17 protein-coding genes are annotated in these 17,605 nt (G+C 56.2%); 13 read left to right on the forward strand and 4 right to left on the reverse strand.

The features are described 5' to 3' along the window. Window positions 1-11 precede the first annotated feature (11 nt). From PSAB_RS00745 to gnd, 3 genes are all read right to left on the reverse strand, one after another. Window positions 12-1,373, reverse strand: coding sequence for a GntT/GntP/DsdX family permease (locus PSAB_RS00745; RefSeq protein ID WP_025332680.1), 1,362 nt, complete (start codon window positions 1,371-1,373; stop codon window positions 12-14). A 159-nt stretch (window positions 1,374-1,532) separates the two neighbouring features. Then, the gene (locus tag PSAB_RS00750; RefSeq protein ID WP_025332681.1) at window positions 1,533-2,204 is read right to left on the reverse strand and encodes a GntR family transcriptional regulator; all 672 of its coding nucleotides are present in this window, start codon (window positions 2,202-2,204) and stop codon (window positions 1,533-1,535) included. A 124-nt stretch (window positions 2,205-2,328) separates the two neighbouring features. Continuing rightward, on the reverse strand, window positions 2,329-3,228 hold the full coding sequence (gene gnd / locus PSAB_RS00755) for a phosphogluconate dehydrogenase (NAD(+)-dependent, decarboxylating) (RefSeq protein WP_025332682.1): 900 nt from the start codon (window positions 3,226-3,228) through the stop codon (window positions 2,329-2,331). A 387-nt stretch (window positions 3,229-3,615) separates the two neighbouring features. Between gnd and PSAB_RS00760 the strand changes: the two genes are divergently transcribed. The 12 genes from PSAB_RS00760 (at window position 3,616) to trxB (ending at window position 15,273) form a co-directional block, all read left to right on the forward strand. After that, on the forward strand, window positions 3,616-4,821 hold the full coding sequence (locus PSAB_RS00760) for an ATP phosphoribosyltransferase regulatory subunit (protein WP_025332683.1): 1,206 nt from the start codon (window positions 3,616-3,618) through the stop codon (window positions 4,819-4,821). A gap of 74 nt (window positions 4,822-4,895) precedes the next feature. Beyond that, window positions 4,896-5,531: an ATP phosphoribosyltransferase gene (gene hisG / locus PSAB_RS00765; protein WP_025332684.1), complete on the forward strand. Its 636-nt coding sequence runs from the start codon at window positions 4,896-4,898 to the stop codon at window positions 5,529-5,531. Between the two features lie 193 nt (window positions 5,532-5,724). Continuing rightward, the gene (gene hisD, locus PSAB_RS00770; protein WP_025332685.1) at window positions 5,725-7,032 is read left to right on the forward strand and encodes a histidinol dehydrogenase; all 1,308 of its coding nucleotides are present in this window, start codon (window positions 5,725-5,727) and stop codon (window positions 7,030-7,032) included. Then, entirely contained in the window at window positions 7,022-7,627 is a 606-nt protein-coding gene (gene hisB, locus PSAB_RS00775) for an imidazoleglycerol-phosphate dehydratase HisB (RefSeq protein ID WP_025332686.1), read from the forward strand. Before hisD ends, hisB begins: the two co-directional genes overlap by 11 nt. A gap of 3 nt (window positions 7,628-7,630) precedes the next feature. Continuing rightward, the gene (hisH, locus tag PSAB_RS00780; protein WP_025332687.1) at window positions 7,631-8,248 is read left to right on the forward strand and encodes an imidazole glycerol phosphate synthase subunit HisH; all 618 of its coding nucleotides are present in this window, start codon (window positions 7,631-7,633) and stop codon (window positions 8,246-8,248) included. Between the two features lie 133 nt (window positions 8,249-8,381). Next, entirely contained in the window at window positions 8,382-9,113 is a 732-nt protein-coding gene (gene hisA / locus PSAB_RS00785; protein ID WP_025332688.1) for a 1-(5-phosphoribosyl)-5-[(5-phosphoribosylamino)methylideneamino]imidazole-4-carboxamide isomerase, read from the forward strand. A gap of 167 nt (window positions 9,114-9,280) precedes the next feature. Next, window positions 9,281-10,039 carry an imidazole glycerol phosphate synthase subunit HisF gene (hisF, locus tag PSAB_RS00790; protein ID WP_025332689.1) on the forward strand — a complete coding sequence of 253 codons (759 nt, stop codon included), beginning with the start codon at window positions 9,281-9,283 and terminating at the stop codon, window positions 10,037-10,039. Next, window positions 10,036-10,755, forward strand: a complete 720-nt coding sequence (gene hisIE, locus PSAB_RS00795; protein WP_025332690.1) for a bifunctional phosphoribosyl-AMP cyclohydrolase/phosphoribosyl-ATP diphosphatase HisIE — start codon at window positions 10,036-10,038, stop codon at window positions 10,753-10,755. The genes hisF and hisIE overlap by 4 nt, the downstream gene beginning before the upstream one ends. A gap of 24 nt (window positions 10,756-10,779) precedes the next feature. Continuing rightward, window positions 10,780-11,607 carry a histidinol-phosphatase HisJ gene (gene hisJ / locus PSAB_RS00800; RefSeq protein WP_025332691.1) on the forward strand — a complete coding sequence of 276 codons (828 nt, stop codon included), beginning with the start codon at window positions 10,780-10,782 and terminating at the stop codon, window positions 11,605-11,607. Between the two features lie 23 nt (window positions 11,608-11,630). Beyond that, window positions 11,631-12,584, forward strand: a complete 954-nt coding sequence (locus PSAB_RS00805; RefSeq protein WP_025332692.1) for a ribose-phosphate diphosphokinase — start codon at window positions 11,631-11,633, stop codon at window positions 12,582-12,584. Between the two features lie 263 nt (window positions 12,585-12,847). Further along, window positions 12,848-14,224 carry a tetratricopeptide repeat protein gene (locus tag PSAB_RS00810; RefSeq protein ID WP_025332693.1) on the forward strand — a complete coding sequence of 459 codons (1,377 nt, stop codon included), beginning with the start codon at window positions 12,848-12,850 and terminating at the stop codon, window positions 14,222-14,224. Window positions 14,225-14,319: 95 nt separating this feature from the next. Continuing rightward, window positions 14,320-15,273, forward strand: a complete 954-nt coding sequence (trxB, locus tag PSAB_RS00815; RefSeq protein WP_025332694.1) for a thioredoxin-disulfide reductase — start codon at window positions 14,320-14,322, stop codon at window positions 15,271-15,273. Between the two features lie 91 nt (window positions 15,274-15,364). Here the strand turns inward: trxB and PSAB_RS00820 are convergent, their stop codons facing one another. Next, window positions 15,365-17,221 (reverse strand): ABC transporter substrate-binding protein, encoded by a 1,857-nt coding sequence (locus tag PSAB_RS00820; RefSeq protein ID WP_025332695.1) that lies wholly within the window; start codon window positions 17,219-17,221, stop codon window positions 15,365-15,367. A gap of 134 nt (window positions 17,222-17,355) precedes the next feature. On the opposite strand from PSAB_RS00820, the gene PSAB_RS25635 reads away from it, so the two are divergent. Further along, complete coding sequence (locus tag PSAB_RS25635; protein WP_158442542.1) at window positions 17,356-17,532, forward strand: hypothetical protein; 177 nt, start codon at window positions 17,356-17,358, stop codon at window positions 17,530-17,532. Window positions 17,533-17,605 lie beyond the last annotated feature (73 nt).

Consider the following 17,605-nt stretch of genomic DNA (forward strand, 5'->3'; position numbering starts at 1 on the left):
CTACTATTGAATTATACAAAGACACTCAAAATCAAGATGAAGATGAGGCCAATAACGGACAAGAGTGTTTCCATGACCGTCCAGCTCTTCAAGGTCTGGACAACGGACATGCCGAAGAATTCTTTGATCATCCAGAAGCCGGCGTCATTGACATGCGAGAGAATGAGCGAGCCCGCGCCGGTTGCCAGAACGACCAGCTCGATGGGAGCCCCGGAGCTTACGGCCAGAACCGGAGCGACGATACCGGCTGCCGTCGTCATCGCAACGGTTGCAGAGCCGGTAGCGACGCGAATGAGCGCTGCGACAAGCCAGCCGAAAAAGATCAGATTGACATGGGTCTGCGTAGCGAGCGAAGCGATGGCTCCGCCGACGCCGCTGTCAATCAGCACCTGCTTGAACGCGCCGCCGCCGCCGATAATCAGAATAATCGAAGCGGTTGGCGCAAGACATTCACTGGTGAAGCGGGAGATGTCCTCTTTCTTGAAGCCGCGGGCAAAGCCGAGCGAGAAGAAGGAGAATACAGCCGAAATGAGCAGGGCGATGACTTCATGGCCGATAAACTTGGCGAACGGTGTAAAAGCGTGAACCGCTTCCGGATCGAGAATATCGGCGATGGAGCCGATCAGCATCAGAATAACGGGCATCAGGATGGTCAGAAGCGTAATGCCGAAGCCCGGCAACTCTTTGACGTTAGTGGAAGCGAACTGTTCGGCGAGCTTCTCCGGCGGCTGAACAAGAATGCGCTTACCGATAAATTTGCCGAACAGCGGTCCGGCGATAATGGCGGTTGGCAGCCCGACGATAATCGAGTACAAAATCGTTTTACCCAAATTCGCGCCGTAAGCGTCGATGGCAATCATGGGCGCCGGGTGCGGCGGAACAAGTCCGTGCACAGTGGACAGACCGGCCAATACCGGGATGCCGATTTGCAGCAGCGACATTTTCGTTTTGCGGGCCACCATGAAGACGACCGGGATCAGCAGGATTAAGCCAACTTCAAAAAAGACGGGAATCCCAACGACAAAGCCGACGAGCATCATGGCCCAGTGAACGCGTTTTTCCCCAAACCGGTCAACAAGTGTAGTGGCGATGCGCTCGGCGCCGCCGGATTCGGCCATCATTTTCCCGAGCATGGTGCCAAGGCCGATGACGATGGCGATTGTACCAAGCGTTCCGCCGAGACCGCCGGTGATGGACTTGATCAAATCCTGATATTTCATACCGGCGAGCAGCCCGAGGGACAGAGCGGAAAGAAGCAGGGTGACGAACGGATTCCATTTATATTTGGCGATCAGTGTGACCAGAAACGCTATGACCACCAAGGTGCATACCAGCAGGGTTGCATTGTGGCTGAGACCGAACAAACTGTTCATGATAGTCCTCCTTATAATGGGCAAATCTCGAAGCATCCAACAATGAAAAGGCTTTACTATTTTTGTAGCGTTTTCAAAATGTTTTGCCTTCACTTGCTGCATACTTGTCGACAAGAAAAGGCGCAAAAATTTTTTATACCATGACGTTGGTTTTTGAACTTATGGGAGCGTATGCCCCAGCGTCAGCATCGAATCGGCAAAATACGCCTGCACGACCTTGCGGATATTCTCCGCATCATGCGACCTCAGCCCTTCCAAAATGCTCCGGTGCTTGTCGGCAATCCAGTTCATGCGCTGCTCGCCTTCGGCAAAGCTCTTCTCCGTAGTAACCAAAATGACGGTCATGACAATCTGGCGGATGCTGTTCCACAGGTGCAGAATGCGGGTGTGGTTGGCCTTGACGACAATCGCCTCGTGAAAGGAAAAATCCTGAAAGGCGAATTCCACATAATCGTTATATTTGACGGCCAGCTTCATGCGGTCGATCGTCTGCTCGAGCTGAAGAATCAGCGTATCCTGCGGGGTTCCCGCCAGTCTCTGCTGGGCAAAGCTTTCGATCAGATAACGGACATCGTACAATTCCTTGACGTTCTCCAGGTTCAGGCCGACAATGACGGCTCCCATCCGTTCCAGGCGGATCAGGCCTTCCGCAGCCAACTCCTTCAAGGCTTCCCGCACCGGGGACCGGCTCGTTCCGAACTCTTCGGCGATCCGGTTCTCGGAGAGGACCTCGCCGGATTTTAGGTCTTCATTTATAATTTGCAGCCTGAGTTTGCAGGCAATGGACTCACCAAGCGAGACTCCTTGAAGCCAGGCGGTTGGATACTGCATGATTCACACGACTCCTCTGCGGACGATTTAGCTAAGATGCCAACCTTCTTTGCTTTTGATTCTAGCATACATCCGCATGGAGGTTCTATGATTTGAAATGCAGTTTAAAGGGCAGGTTCAGCCGTTACTCCGCTTTGACGACGGCATGGCCGCCAAATTCATTGCGCAGCGCGGCGACAACCTTGCCGTGGAACGTATTCTCTTCGAGCGAACGGTAGCGCATCAGCAGGGAGAGCGCGATGACCGGCGTACTGGCTTCAAGATCGAGCGCTGTCTGTACGGTCCATTTGCCTTCTCCGGAGCTTTGCATCACGCCGCGAATGCCGGAAAGCTTAGGGTCTTTGGAAAAAGCGCTTTCGGTAAGCTCCATCAACCATCCCCGAATGACCGAACCGTTCGACCATACGCGGGCCACATCCTCATAGTTGAAATTGTATGGGCTCTTCTCCAGCAATTCAAAGCCTTCAGCAATCGCTTGCATCATTCCGTACTCAATACCGTTATGGATCATTTTCAAAAAATGTCCGCTTCCGCTGGGTCCCGCATACAAGTACCCTTTCTCGACGGCAAGATCGCGAAAGAGCGGCTCGATCGCTTCGAATACCTCGGAGTTGCCCCCAATCATAAAGCAGGCGCCCTGGGCCGCGCCTTCGGTTCCGCCTGAAGTGCCGGCGTCAAAAAAATGAATGCCGCGTGCGCTAAGCTTTTCCGCTCTGGCGATGGAATCCTTGTAATGGGAGTTGCCTCCTTCAATCACAATGTCCCCTTCATCCAGCAGTCCGGAAAGCGTATCCACAACACTGTCCACCGGTGCTCCGGCCGGTACCATGACCCAAACGATTCTTGGACGGGCAAGCTGCGCCGTTAGCTCCGTTATGCCGGAGGCCGCTACGGCTCCAAGCTTCTCGAGTTCGCGTCCGGGTTCCGGATTGATATCGCTTACGATAACTTCATGCCCATGGTTCAATAAATTCAGCGTAAGGTTATAGCCCATCTTGCCAAGACCAATCAGGCCCAATTTCATTTATAATCACCTCTTTAACCGTTTTCATTTGAACATGTATACCTGTATACAACTTACATTTGTATCATACGACGCTTAGAAAGGTTTGTAAAGAGAAATTTGTAAGCGATTGCTGATACCGCTTTAAAATGGTCTTCCGGTGTGAAATCTCTTTTTAAATAGATAGGCGGGTCGAAAAAGAGATATAATGTAAGCACTGAAAAAGAAGCAACCGCGAAAGGCAGATCTGCGAATTTTCAGGCTTGAATTGACGGAAAATAACATGTCATGGTACGATATCAAGGACGCTTTACTTTACTACCACTTTACCATAGTAAAGAACGGGGAGCTCTTAAAACAGATTTCGCTGATTGATTCTTTCTACTAACCGATGAGGTGAATTTCAATATGTCCAAACCGAAGGGTTTCGAGAAGCCCATCGGCTTTCGGGATTACCTCCCGAATGCCGTGAGTAAGCTGCGCAAGATCGAAAATGATGTACTGAGCTGCATGAACCAGTGGGGCTACAGTCAGATTATGACGCCAACGCTGGAATATTATGATACGGTCGGGGTTGCCAGTTCAACCTCCGACCAGAAACTATATAAGCTGCTGAACAACCGCGGGCAAGCGCTCGTGCTTCGTTCGGAGATGACGGCTCCGGTGGCGCGGGTGGTCTCCTCGTTGCTTAAGGCCGAGCCGCTGCCGCTGCGTCTGTCCTACCACGCCAATGTATTCCGGGCGATTGAGGAAGAGGCCGGACGCGAGGCCGAGTTCTATCAGACCGGCGTCGAGCTGGTGGGCGATGATTCTCCGGAAGCCGACGCAGAGGTTGTCGCTCTGGCCATTGCATCACTGCAGGCAGCCGGAGTGCAGACGTTCAAGATCGCCATGGGCCATGTCGGCTTCCTGAACGGTCTGTTCGAGGAAGTGGCTCCGGGAATGCAGGAGGTGCAGGAGGATCTAAAGAGCCATCTGCTCGACCGCGATTACGTAGCTTTTCGCGACGCGCTCGGCCGTCTGGACTTGACGGAATCGCAAAAGGAAGAGATGGACGGGCTGCTGCGGCTCCGCGGCGGCAAGGAGATCTGCGGCCAGGCGCTGGGACTCAGCCGGCATCCGCTCGCCCAAGCCTCGGTTGAGCATCTGTGCAAGGTGTGGGAGGTGTTGGAGGCGTACGGCGTGTCCCGGCATGTCCTGATCGATCTGACGATGGTCGGAGATTTCACCTATTATACGGGCATGACCTTCGAGGGCTATGCCGCAGATCTCGGGTTCCCGGTCTGCAGCGGCGGACGTTACGACAATCTGCTCCAGCAGTTCGGGCGGTCGGTTCCGTCGACAGGCTTCTCGCTTAAGACGAACCGTATTCTGGACGGCGTTCGAGGAGTAGAGAATAAGCAGGAGCTGCCAGTTCTCGTCCAATACGACGCTCAGCGGCGCAGAGAAGGACTGGAAGAGTCGGCGCGGCTGCGCTCGGAAGGGCATGTTGTCATAACGAAGCTGGTGTCAAATCCGGCTGAGCTGACGGCGGCAAATTCCGGTGCCGAGACGGGCGGCAAGCGCTATAAGGACATTTATACATTCGTTTCCTTTGTTAAGGAGCGCAGCTAAGGACCATCGGTCTGAAGGCACAGCGGATAGATAGAGAATACTAATTACAGGAACAGAAAGGCGGACATAAGCAAATGGCGCAGATACTGAAGGTGGCTATGCCGAAGGGCCGCATCTATAACAAGGCGGCGGAGCTGTTCCGTTCAGCGGGACTGCCGATCCCTCCAGAGGGCGAGGCCTCGCGCAAGCTGGTCATTCCGCTTCCTGAAGCGGGAATGGAATTTATTTTGGCGAAACCGGTGGATGTACCTACTTATGTGGAGTACGGTGCGGCGGATATCGGCATCGTGGGCAAGGACGTACTTCTGGAGGAGAACCGGGACGTGTACGAGCTGCTGGACCTCGGCATCGCCCGCTGCCGGATGTCGATTATCGGCCTGCCGAACTGGGAGCCGGGCATTCATCAGCGCGTGGCGACCAAATACCCGAATGTCGCATCCCAGTATTTCCGGGAGCAGGGCCAGCAGGTTGAAGTGATCAAGCTGAACGGCTCTATCGAGCTGGCTCCGCTGATCGGGCTTGCCGAAAGAATTGTCGATATGGTAGAGACGGGGCAGACGCTCCGCGAGAACGGGCTCGTTGAAATGGAGAGCATCTTCGGGATTACGAGCCGACTGGTGGCCAATCGGGTCAGCTACCGGATGAAGAATGCGGAAATCCAGCAGCTGTGTGACCGGCTGCAGGCCGTTATCGCTCAGCCGGCCCAGTGACTAAGCTGGCGTTCCGGTATACGCGGGGATACAAGATTAGCCAGGCGGCCGCTGTCTTGCCCGAATGGGCAGCTAAGCGGCCGCTGTCAGGCGCCGGACTCTGGAAGTTCTAACAGAAGAACCGAGATGATGAGAGGCGTATAGCGGGTGGTCCCTTGGAGGGCGATCCGTTGATATATAAGGAGGAAGAGCAGTGAAGGTGCAATCCAGCAGAGATTTCAAGCTGCAGCGGGAAGTCGATTACGGAACTCCTGAGCAGAACAAGGCCGTTAAGCAAATTGTGGCCGACATCAAACAGGAGGGCGATGCCGCCCTTTTCCGCTATACAGAAAAATTCGACGGAGCTCAGGTGGACAGCAGCAATATCCGGGTCACCGAGGAAGAGCTTAAGGCCGCTTACAACCATGTTGAAGACTCCTTTGTTGCGGCGATTCGGGCCGCAGCGGACAATATTCGCGCATTTCATGCCAGACAAAAGCGGAACTCCTGGATGGACCTGCAGCCCGACGGCACGATTCTCGGACAGATCATCCGGCCGCTGCAGCGCGTAGGCGTATACGTTCCCGGGGGCAAGGCATCCTATCCTTCATCCGTGCTGATGAACGTAATTCCCGCCCAGATCGCCGGCGTACCGGAGATCGTAATGGTGACGCCGCCGGCGACAGGCGGGAAGGAAGGGATCGACCCGTACATTCTCGTTGCCGCCGCGGAGGCGGGCGTGAATGAAATTTACCGTGTCGGCGGCGCTCAGGCGGTAGCCGCGCTGGCCTTCGGCACGGAATCGATCGCCCCGGTCGATAAAATCTGCGGACCGGGCAATATTTACGTCGCACTGGCAAAGCGCGAGGTGTACGGCGCCGTCGATATCGACAGCATCGCCGGTCCGAGCGAGATCGTCGTGCTGGCGGACGACACCGCCGAACCTGCCTATGTCGCCGCCGACCTCTTGTCGCAGGCCGAGCATGACGAGATGGCATCGGCCATCCTTGTGACGCCTTCGCAGCGACTGGCCGATGCGGTCGCCGCCGAAGTGGAGCGGCAGCTTCGGGAGCTTCCCCGCGAGGCCATCGCCCGGGCTTCCGTCGACAATTACGGCGCCATTATCGTAGTGGAGAGCCTGGAAGAAGGGATTTCCGTCGTCAACCGGCTGGCGCCGGAGCATCTGGAAATCGTTGCACAGGACCCGATGGCGCTGACCGGAGCGGTCCAGAACGCCGGAGCGATTTTCCTCGGGCCGTACAGCTCGGAGCCGGTGGGCGATTATTTTGCCGGACCGAATCACATTATTCCGACGAATGGAACGGCGCGGTTCTCGTCGCCGGTGGACGTGGACGATTTTATCAAAAAATCGAGTCTGATCTATTACAGCAAGGAGGCGCTGCTGCGCGACGGAAGCACCATCATCGAGCTGGCGCGCCGCGAAGGGCTGGAGGCTCACGCCAGAGCCGTGGAAATCAGGCTGGAGAATGAAGCGAAGGGTGGAGTAGAGCGTGGAGAATAACGGGCAGCAAATCAGGCAGGCGGGCCTTTCCCGCAAAACGAACGAGACGGACATCAAGCTGTCGCTGACAGTGGACGGAAGCGGTCAGGCGGAGCTTGAGACCGATGTGCCTTTTCTGAACCATATGCTCGATTTGTTCACAAAGCACGGCCAATTCGATTTATCCGTTCAGGCGCGCGGCGATATCGAGATTGACGATCATCATACGACGGAAGATATTGGCATCTGCCTTGGACAGGCGCTGCGCGAAGCGCTGGGAGACAAGAAGGGCATCAAGCGCTATGCGAGCGTTTTTGTACCGATGGACGAAGCGCTGGCGCAGGTCATCATCGACATCAGCAACCGACCGCATTTTGAATACCGGGCCGAATATCCTTCGCAGCAGGTAGGCAGCTTCTCCACGGAGATGGTTCATGAATTCTTGTGGAAATTCGCGCTGGAAGCGCGGTTGACGCTGCATGTCATCGTGCATTACGGTTTCAATACGCATCATATGATCGAAGCGGTATTCAAGGCGCTCGGGCGTGCGCTGGACGAGGCGACGACGGTCGATCCCCGGGTGAAAGGCGTTCCATCCACGAAAGGGGTGCTGTAGCCCATGACCGTTGCTATCGTCGATTACGGGATCGGCAACCTGCACAGCGTCAGCAAGGCGATTGAGCGCCTTGGGTATGAACCGCTTGTCACCGGCGACCCGGGCGAAATTCTGGGTGCGGACCGGGTCATTCTGCCCGGTGTCGGTGCGTTCGGCGACGCGATGGATCATCTGCGGGAAAGCGGGCTGGACGCGGTTGTCAAAGAGGTTGCCGCGAAGGGGCGGCAGCCGCTGCTCGGCATCTGCCTGGGCATGCAGCTCCTTTTTACCGAAAGCGAGGAGTACGGGAACCACAAAGGGCTTGATCTTTTGCCGGGAACGGTGGTGCGCTTTGAGGCCAGAGAGGGTTTCAAGGTGCCGCATATGGGCTGGAACAAGCTGCAGTACCTTCAGCCGGAGAACCCGCTGCTTAAAGGGCTGGAAGAGGGCCATGTCTATTTCGTCCACTCCTACCATGCCCACGTGGAGCAGAAAAACGATCTGTTGGCCGTGACTGATTACGGGCACCCGGTTACAGCCATCGTTGGGCGGGGCAGCGTATTCGGCATGCAGTTTCACCCCGAGAAGAGCGGGGAGCTGGGAAGGAAGCTGCTTGAGCAGTTTTTGAAAATGGAAATCTAATGAGCGTTGGCTCATGAAGTATACTAAATTGAGCATCGTAGGCATCCGGGGCAGGGGTCAAAGAGCCTTGGCGAGCGCCGAGTTGCCGGGTTAAAGTAAAGATTTTAGCAAGGAGAAAGCGGGGAACGGCAAAATGTCTTCTTTTATCGTGTATCCGGCGATTGATATCCGGAACGGAAAATGCGTCAGGCTGCTGCAGGGCGATTATAATCAGGAAACGGTTTACGGCGACAGCCCACTGGATATGGCCAAATCATGGGAAGCGCAGGGCGGAGAGTTCATCCATCTGGTTGATCTCGACGGCGCAAAGGCCGGGCATCCGGTTAATGTCGACATTATCGGATCGATCGCCGCGGGCGTGAACGTGCCGGTTCAGGTCGGCGGAGGGCTGCGCACTCTGGAGGATGTGGAGAAGCTGTTGTCGCTCGGCGTCAGCCGGGTCATCATCGGCACCGCAGCCATCAATGACCGGGAATTTACCGAAACCGTATTGGCCAAATACGGCGATAAAGTCGCGATCGGCATCGACGCGCGGAATGGCTATGTCGCCACGCACGGCTGGCTCAACACGTCCGAGGTGCTGGCTACCGATTTGGCGAAAGAGCTTGCGTCCAAGGGCGCGGAAACGTTTATCTACACGGATATTTCCCGCGACGGAATGATGCAGGGCCCGAACGTGGAGGGCATTCTCGCTATGGCGCAGGCCAGCGGCAAAACGGTCATCGCCTCCGGCGGAGTTACCGTTCAGGACGATCTGCTTCGCCTGAGCGCGCATAAGAACAGCGGTATCGGCGGCGCCATCGTCGGGAAGGCGCTGTACACAGGCAATATCAAGCTCGCCGAGGCTTTGGCGGCGTTGAAGTAGCCTAAGGCCGCACCACAAAAATGAACGAAGGAGCGCTTTCGCCCCTGATTCCGTCAAACTTCCGAACGCCCTCGAGGTCTCTGAAAGTTTCCCTAAGGGAAACTGGCTTCGGAAGTATAAGCTTGGCTAAGGGGGATCGACAACGCTCTTACAAGGAGGATAAACCCATGCTGGCCAAACGCATCATACCCTGTCTGGACGTCAAGGACGGGCGGGTGGTAAAAGGCGTAAATTTCGTAAACCTGCGCGATGCCGGCGATCCGGTGGAGCTGGCGGCGATTTACGACCGGGAAGGCGCGGATGAGCTGGTGTTCCTGGATATCTCCGCATCGGTGGAAGGCCGAGCGACGATGGTTGAGGTCGTGCGCCGGACGGCGGGCGAAATTTCCATCCCGTTCACCGTGGGAGGGGGAATATCGGCTCCCGAGCATATGAAGACGATTCTGCGGGCCGGAGCCGATAAAATCGGCATCAACACCGCGGCAGTCAACAACCCGCAGCTCATTCTCGAAGGCGCGCGGCGGTTCGGTTCCCAGTGCATTGTAGTGGCGGTAGATGCCAAATACAATGAATCCTGGGGCGAGTGGGAAGTGTATACCCACGGCGGACGCAAGCCTTCCGGCATCAAGGCGCTGGAATGGGTGAAGCAGGCCGAGAAGCTGGGAGCCGGAGAGATTCTGCTTACCAGCATGGATGCCGACGGCACCAAGGACGGCTTTGATATCAAGCTCACATCGGCTGTAAGCGATCTGGTGGATATCCCGGTGATCGCGTCAGGCGGAGCGGGAAAGATTGAGCATTTTCACGATGTGTTCACTGCTGGCAAGGCGGATGCCGGGCTTGCGGCGACCATTTTTCACTATAAAGAAATTGCGATCGGCGATTTGAAGGCCGACTTAAAACAAAAGGGTGTGGAAATCCGATGAGCGGACAGCAAAACAATACGACGCTTGAACAACAGGAAATTTTAGACGGCATTCGCTGGAACGAGGCCGGTCTTCTGCCGGCCATCGTGCAGGATGACAAGACATTGGAAGTGCTCATGTTCGCCTATATGAACCCGGAATCGCTGAAGCTGTCGCTGGAGAGCGGACAGACGTGGTTCTGGAGCCGTTCACGGGGAGAGCTGTGGCATAAAGGCGGGACTTCGGGCAACACGCAGGCGATTACTTCGATTCACTACGACTGCGACAGCGATACATTGCTCGTGAAGGTCAAACCGGAGGGACCGGCCTGCCATACGGGCGAAGTTTCGTGCTTTTACCGCGAGCTGCCGCTTGGCAGCAAAGCTGTGGACAACAAACCGGCGGAAGAGGTACATAGCGCTGAAAAAACGGCCGGAGAGCGCTTTGAAGTGCTGGCCGAGCTGGAGCGGATTATCGCCGAGAGAGAGGCGGAGCGTCCGGAAGGGGCCTATACCACGTATTTGTTCGACAAAGGCGTGGACAAGATTCTGAAAAAAGTCGGCGAAGAAACGGCCGAAACGATCATCGCCGCCAAGAACAAGGACAACGCCGAGCTTCGGCTTGAAGTCAGCGATCTGATTTATCACCTGCTCGTCCTGCTGCAGGAGCGCAAGCTCCCGCTTGACGACATTATGGCCGAGCTTAGCGCGCGCCACGAGCGGCCCCGCCGCGATTAGAACCATCAAGAGGAGGAGCTTCCTATGCAGATCGATTACCACACCCATCACGAGCGTTGCGGTCATGCCGTAGGCAAGCTCGAAGACTATGTTCGCCGGGGCATCAAGTTGGGTCTGGACCAGCTTGGGCTTTCGGATCATCTGCCGCTGATTCATGTCGATCCGGATCAGTATTATCCCGAAATGGCAATGCCGCTAGAGGAGCTTCCACGCTATGTGGAGGAGTGCCTGAACCTGAAGGAGCGCTACCGCGGGACGATTGATATCCGAGTCGGGCTTGAAGCCGATTATATCGAAGGCTATGAGGAGCAGATCCGCGAGCTGCTGTCGCCCTACCCGTGGGATTACCTGATCGGCTCGGTTCATTTTCTCGGCGAGTGGGATATTACCGATTACCGGCAGGTTCACGGCTGGGAAGGACAAGACCCCCTGGAGGTGTACCGGCGTTATTATCAAGCGATAAGCAAGGCGGCATCTTCGGGAATATACGATATAATAGGACATATGGACGTTATCAAAAGATTCGGCTACGGCCCGGATACAGCGGAAGGCCTGGCGGAAGTGAGAGTCTTGGAAAAAAGCGCATTACAGGCGATAGCGGACGCGGGAATTGCGATGGAACTGAATGCCTCCGGCTTGTTCAAGCCGTGCGCGGAGATGTTTCCGGCTCCGCATGTGCTGGCCCAGGCGCTCGAACTCGGCATCCCGTTGACGCTCGGCTCGGACGCCCATGATCCGGCCAAGCTGGGCGAAGGGCTTGCGGATGCGCGCAAGCTGCTCTGGGACACGGGATTCCGTGAGCTCGCCGGGTTTAAAGGGCGCCGCCGCGAGACCGTTTCTTTTGAAGGCTAATCATCTATTCGAGGAGGGGCGTTATGCAGCAGCACCATTCATTGCGTATTTTTTCCGGCTCGTCCAACCCGAAGCTGGCCGCTAATATTGCCGCGCGGCTTGGTGTGGAGCTGGGGAAGATCAAGCTGACCCGCTTCAAGAGCGGCGAGATTTATGTGCATTATGAAGAGAGCATCCGGAATTCCGACGTTTTTTTGGTGCAATCCCTCTCCCATCCCATCAATGAGCTGTTCGTCGAGCTGCTGGTGATGATTGACGCCGCCAAGCGGGCATCGGCACGTACGGTCAACATTATCGTGCCGTACTACGGCTATGCCCGTCAGGAGCGCAAATCCGCGCCGAGAGAGCCGATTTCCGCCAAAATGGTTGCCGACGTGCTGACGACGGCCGGCGCTACGCGCGTCCTGACCCTCGACCTGCATGCGGCGGCGATTCAGGGCTTCTTCAACATTCCGGTGGACCATCTGACCGCACTTGACCTGATCAGCGGATATTTGAAGACCAAGAATTTGTCCGATATCGTGGTTGTCTCGCCAGACGCCGGCCGTGCATCCATGGCCGAGAAGCTGGCAAGCCGGCTCGATTCGCCATTTGCCATTATGATCAAGAAGCGCCCGGCCCATAACGAATCGGTCATTACCCATGTCATCGGCGATGTAGAGGGACGGACGCCGGTCATCATTGAGGATCTGATCGATACGGGCACAACCATTGTCAACGTTGTGGAGGGACTCAAGGAGAGAGGCGCGAAGAACAGCATTGTCTGCGCAACGCACGGGCTGTTCTCGGGCCCGGCGATCGTCCGGCTGGAGCATCCGGGGATTGATGAAGTGGTGGTAACCGATTCTATCGAACTGCCCACCGATTATCCGAGCCGGTTCACCGTTCTGTCGGTCGCTCCGATGCTGGCGAGAGCCGCGAGCATTATTATCGAGGGCGGTTCCATCGATAAGCTGATGGAGGACGCGGGGATTTAATATCCCCCGTCTTTTTTTGTCTTTAAAGTGAAAGTCGCGGCATAGTGGCGTACGGTATTTCTCTCATTTTTTGTCTGCTCAGGCCCCCCGTTCAACTTGAGCCCCCCCCTCTGTTTTATGTTATACTGTGTGAAGACCAGCCTGGACGGAATTTGGAACCCGGCAAACGTGAGTTTGCAGAATTTCCCGGATTTAGGGTGCGTCCCAAGGTTTAATGTTTTTTGGAGAGGGTTAGGGAGCTTACAAGGAGGTGCCTTGCTTCCATGATAGAAAAGACTTCAGAGCCGGACGGCCGGAAGGTGATTTCCGTCGCTCTGAACGCCAACTTTTTCTTTGAAAGAGCCGTGCGTTCGCTTGATCGCTTTCAATATGAGAAGGCTTTAAAAAATTTCCGCAAAGCGGTTGAATATGAACCGGAAAATCCGGTTAATCATTGCAATATGGCGGGTATACTGTCGGAGATGGGGAATTACGAGGCGTCCAATGCCGTGCTGGCCCATGTTCTGGACAAAGTGGACCCGTCGATGACGGAGTGCCATTTCTATATGGCTAACAACTTTGCCAATATGGAAAACTTTGAAGAAGCCGAACGCTCGCTGGTTACATATCTCGAAGAGGATGTTAACGGCGAGTTTCTTGCCGAATCGGAAGAACTGATGGAGCTGCTGCATTACGAGCTGGACCGTCCCGTTTCGCTCCACCGGATCCGCAGCAGGGAAGGGGCGGTCGAGCACGACCGGGCCCGCAGCCTGCTGGAAGAAGGGAAGTTTCCCGAGGCGGTGCGCCTGCTGGAGGAGATTACCCAAGGGACGCCCGATTTCTTGGCGGCTCGCAATAATTTGGCGCTGGCCTATTTTTATATGGGCCGGTTCGGGAAGGCGAAAGAGTGCATTGCGCAGGTGCTGGAGCAGGAGCCGGGAAACCTGCATGCGCTCTGCAATATGGCCATCTTTCTGCAGTATGAAGGAGACCGGAATACGCTGGAGGGGCTGCTGCTCCGGCTTGAGGTTACCGTCCCGTTCCACCGGGAGCATGTGTTCAAGCTTGCGACCACCATGGGGATTCTGGGCCGGCACAGAATCGCATACGGCCATTTCCGCCGTCTGCTGAGAGGCGGAGACATCGGCGGGGACGCCGGCCTCTACCACTACTGCGCAGCCGCGGCCTGCAACAGCGGGCTGCGGAAGGAGGCCGAGCGCTGCTGGCTGCAGGCATCGAAGCTCGATCCGGCGTCGGTGGTGCCCCGATTCTTCCTGAACCTGCTGCAGCAATCCGCGGCGGAAGGGCTGGATATGCCGCCCGTCAGCTATAACTACCAGCTTCCCTTTCAGGAGCAGCTCAAGCAGTGGAAGGCCAACAAAGGCAGCTTTGCCGAGCAGGTGCGGGCGAATCCGCTACTGCGGTCTTCCTTCTTCTGGGCGCTTCGCTACGGAGACGACAGCCTGAAGCAGCAGGTGACGGAGGCGCTCGGCTGGCTCGGCGACGAGGAGCTGGTTCAGGCGCTCAAGGAACTGCTGAACGAGCAAGCGCAGGGCGGCAGGCTGGAGGAAGCCGGCTTGCCCCGGCTGCACAAGCTGATCGGCGGAGAGCCGGAGAAGGATCTGCGCCCGGAAAGCAAGGAGCGGCTTCCGCGCGGCTAAAGTCATGAAGAAACGTAGCATAACATAATAAAGATAACGATCTTGGCATCCCAGCCAAAGTTATACTAATCCGTTTTGCGAGGAGGTCACTTGAGATGTACAAAGCGATTGTAATCGGAACCGGCCCGGCCGGTCTGACAGCGGCCATTTATCTGGCGCGCGCGAATTTGAGCCCGCTGGTCATTGAAGGCCTACAGCCGGGCGGCCAGTTGACGACGACGACGGAAGTGGAGAACTTCCCCGGATTTCCGGAAGGCATTCTGGGGCCCGATCTTATGGACAATATGCGCAAGCAGGCGGAACGCTTCGGAGCCGAGTTCAAGAACGGCTGGGTGGAATCCGTCGATTTCTCGCAGCGTCCCTTCAAAGTGAACGTTGACGGTCTTGGCCAGCTTGAAGCGGAGACGGTTATTATCTCGACTGGCGCTTCGGCCAGGTATCTTGGCATACCGGGAGAGCAGGAGAATGTAGGACGCGGGGTCAGCACCTGCGCCACCTGCGACGGCTTTTTCTTCCGCGGCAAGAAGATCATTGTTGTCGGCGGCGGCGACTCTGCAATGGAGGAAGCGAGCTTCCTGACGCGGTTCGCCAGCAATGTTACCCTGGTTCACCGCCGCGACGAGCTGCGGGCGTCCAAGATTATGCAGGACCGCGCACGGGAGAATGCCAAAGTCTCGTGGGCGCTGAACCGCACGCCGCTTGAGGTCTCAATAGACGATACCGGAGTGAAGGGGCTGCTTGTTCGCAACAATGAGACCGGAGAGGAAGAGCTGGTCGAAGCCGACGGCGTCTTCGTGGCGATCGGTCATACGCCGAACACGGCTTTCCTTGGCGGACAGATCACGACCGACGCAAGCGGCTATATCGTTGTCCGTCCGGGCACGACGGAGACGAATATCCCCGGCGTGTTCGCCTGCGGCGACGTTCAGGATACCCGGTACCGTCAGGCCATCTCGGCAGCGGGTTCGGGATGTATGGCGGCGATGGACGCCGAGAAATACCTTGAAGGCGCGATGGTGCACGACTGGAGCGAGACACTGGACAAATAAGCGACCAGGGTGCTTTCATCCTGGCATACAACAGGCTTCCCTATCCAACGGGAAGCCTGTTTTTTTGCCGGACACTCATCGTACCCATAGCCTATTTATTCTCGTTCTCACCCATGAAATGCGGCTGGAACCAGACAGTGCGGAAGTCGAGCCACCCGCAGGAATTCAGATTGATTCCCTGAATGGAGGAATGGAATCTTGTGTTGCTCTTCTTGTGCAGCAGAAACAAGACGCTGTAAGACTGGCCCAGCAGGCTCTCCAATTCATGGAGCCTCCGCCAGCGGCTGTTCCGGTCAGGGTCGGACATGACGGCCAGGGCGGAAGCAGTTACCGTCTTCAGCATGCCGGCCTCCAAGGCGGAAGGGAAGAATCCTTTTTGCAGGTATAATTCCAGATCATTAAGCTCGTCGTCGCCGAGAACAACCTCATACAGCTGGCAATCGTACTCCGGCGAAAAGCCGGGCTCGCAGAAATCCTCCGCTGTTCGCACATGGACCTCCATGTGGATGCCGAAGTCCCGGCAGCGCCGCTGAATCCACTGGGCATCGGCCGTATGGCGCGTATGAGTTGTCAGCCGGACCGTTTCTCCCCGATAACCGCTTTGCTCAAGAAGCCGGTAAATATCCGCTTCCTCCGTGGCCGGATCTATTTGTTCATACAGGTCTGCGGTTGTGCCGTGCTGAGTGCGGAATCCAAGCGCCGGATAAATCCGGTTCTCGCCGAGATCCGCAATCATCTGCCTGCGGTCAATGATCAGATCCAACGCCCGGCGGAAGGCCAGGCTGTTCTGCGGTCCTTCCTTGCGGCGGTTAAAGACCAGCATGCTGCAGCCCGGCGAAATCGTCTCCACCTCGCGCCATTCGGCGTCCGGGCCGGCGCTTTTTCTCATATATCCGTTGTACACATTCTGCTCCGTGCAGGAGACGCTGGACCAATCCGGTTCCTTCAGCAGACCCGAATCCTGTTCGGACAGGAACAAGATCTCGACCCGGTCGATGTGCGGACGGCCCCGGAAATGGGAAGAGAAAGCTTCCAATATACATACGCTATCATCATAACGCGCCAGCTTGAACGATCCGGTTCCCACCGGCTGCTTCATGAAGGCTGCTTCACCCGCCCCGCACAGATCCGCCGGAAGAATGGAGGACGCTTTGAGGGAAAGGACGTGCAGGAAAAGGTAATTGGGTTCTTTGAGCCGGATATGGACCGTCCTGCGGTCCAGCATGCGGATATCCTCGATCCCCGCGAATAACCAGCTCTGCTCGTATAGATCCGGGTTCAGCCGCAGCCGGTTGAAGGTGTAAATGACATCCTCCGCCGTTACCTCCCTACCGTGGTGGAAGCTTACGCCTTTTCTCAGATGGATGATCCATTCGCTGCAGTCCGGCGAGCTTTCCCAGAAGTGGGCGATGGAAGGCCGGAAGGTTTCGGTCACCGGGTCGTAATCGATCAGTGTATCGTAAATATGCCCGATAATATGCGAGTCGAAGGCAAAATAGATCGAAGCGGGATCAAGCGTCACAATGAAGCGCTGCACCGGGAACCGGAGGGTATCCAGCATCGTGTCGGTAACCAGGGTCCGGGTAAAGCCCATTCCGCCGGAGAGCCATTCCAGAAACCGGTCCTTGACCTGCGCGGACTCGCCAAAACGGTCGATCAGCTCAAGCGCTCCTTTGACGTCGCCTTTTTTCGTTTGGGCTGTCGCTTCTTCAAGCAGGATATCCTGCGCATCGGCCAGAAAAGCGAGCATGGAGGAATTCCCCCGGCCAAGCCCCGGCTGCCAGCTGATCCATCCGAGATCCGACAGCTTGCGGAGAACCATTTTCACGTTGCGCGGAGTGCAGTGCCATATGTCGGCCAGCGCTTGAATCGTGGTTGGATAGGGAGTATTCAGCTCCCGGTCTACGTAGGACGATCTCAGCTCAAAAAATTGCAGAGCGGCCAGCAAAGGCATAACCTCCTGTTCAATAGAAAAGGTGAAGCGATTAATTTGGATTATACCCTTTTTACCCCTTTTGGAAAAGATATACTAAAAGTAACATCCGGATGTAAGCATCCGGCAAGAAAGGGGCGGGATCACCTATGATTCATCCTGTAATCGCGGAAATGCTGATGGAGAAGGACCGGCTTAAGCTTGAATCTCTGGCGGAGGGACATTGGAGAAGACAGGAGCCCGTGATCGGGAAGAGCAGGCCTGTGCGGAACGGAAAAGAGACCCTGTGGTCCCTGGCTGTGAAAAAAACGAGGAGATTGCTGTAGTGCGGCCGAAATAGGCCAGTATCCTGCAGTCCTGACTTTAGTCTCCGGAACCGGAGGCTTATTGGGCCATCTC

Origin of the sequence: Paenibacillus sabinae T27 (genome assembly GCF_000612505.1) — a bacterium.
Taxonomy (GTDB): Bacteria; Bacillota; Bacilli; order Paenibacillales; family Paenibacillaceae; genus Paenibacillus_AQ; species Paenibacillus_AQ sabinae.

What these genes read in the sequence shown, in the direction of transcription:
- hisA (WP_025332688.1), top strand. Translation starts at nt 8,382, where the DNA reads ATGTCTTCTTTTATCGTGTATCCGGCGATTGATATCCGGAACGGAAAA.
- gnd (WP_025332682.1), bottom strand. Translation starts at nt 3,228, where the DNA reads ATGAAATTGGGCCTGATTGGTCTTGGCAAGATGGGCTATAACCTTACG.
- PSAB_RS00805 (WP_025332692.1), top strand. Translation starts at nt 11,631, where the DNA reads ATGCAGCAGCACCATTCATTGCGTATTTTTTCCGGCTCGTCCAACCCG.
- hisH (WP_025332687.1), top strand. Translation starts at nt 7,631, where the DNA reads ATGACCGTTGCTATCGTCGATTACGGGATCGGCAACCTGCACAGCGTC.
- PSAB_RS00810 (WP_025332693.1), top strand. Translation starts at nt 12,848, where the DNA reads ATGATAGAAAAGACTTCAGAGCCGGACGGCCGGAAGGTGATTTCCGTC.
- hisF (WP_025332689.1), top strand. Translation starts at nt 9,281, where the DNA reads ATGCTGGCCAAACGCATCATACCCTGTCTGGACGTCAAGGACGGGCGG.
- hisG (WP_025332684.1), top strand. Translation starts at nt 4,896, where the DNA reads ATGGCGCAGATACTGAAGGTGGCTATGCCGAAGGGCCGCATCTATAAC.
- PSAB_RS00760 (WP_025332683.1), top strand. Translation starts at nt 3,616, where the DNA reads ATGTCCAAACCGAAGGGTTTCGAGAAGCCCATCGGCTTTCGGGATTAC.
- hisJ (WP_025332691.1), top strand. Translation starts at nt 10,780, where the DNA reads ATGCAGATCGATTACCACACCCATCACGAGCGTTGCGGTCATGCCGTA.
- trxB (WP_025332694.1), top strand. Translation starts at nt 14,320, where the DNA reads ATGTACAAAGCGATTGTAATCGGAACCGGCCCGGCCGGTCTGACAGCG.
- PSAB_RS00750 (WP_025332681.1), bottom strand. Translation starts at nt 2,204, where the DNA reads ATGCAGTATCCAACCGCCTGGCTTCAAGGAGTCTCGCTTGGTGAGTCC.
- PSAB_RS00745 (WP_025332680.1), bottom strand. Translation starts at nt 1,373, where the DNA reads ATGAACAGTTTGTTCGGTCTCAGCCACAATGCAACCCTGCTGGTATGC.
- hisIE (WP_025332690.1), top strand. Translation starts at nt 10,036, where the DNA reads ATGAGCGGACAGCAAAACAATACGACGCTTGAACAACAGGAAATTTTA.
- PSAB_RS25635 (WP_158442542.1), top strand. Translation starts at nt 17,356, where the DNA reads ATGATTCATCCTGTAATCGCGGAAATGCTGATGGAGAAGGACCGGCTT.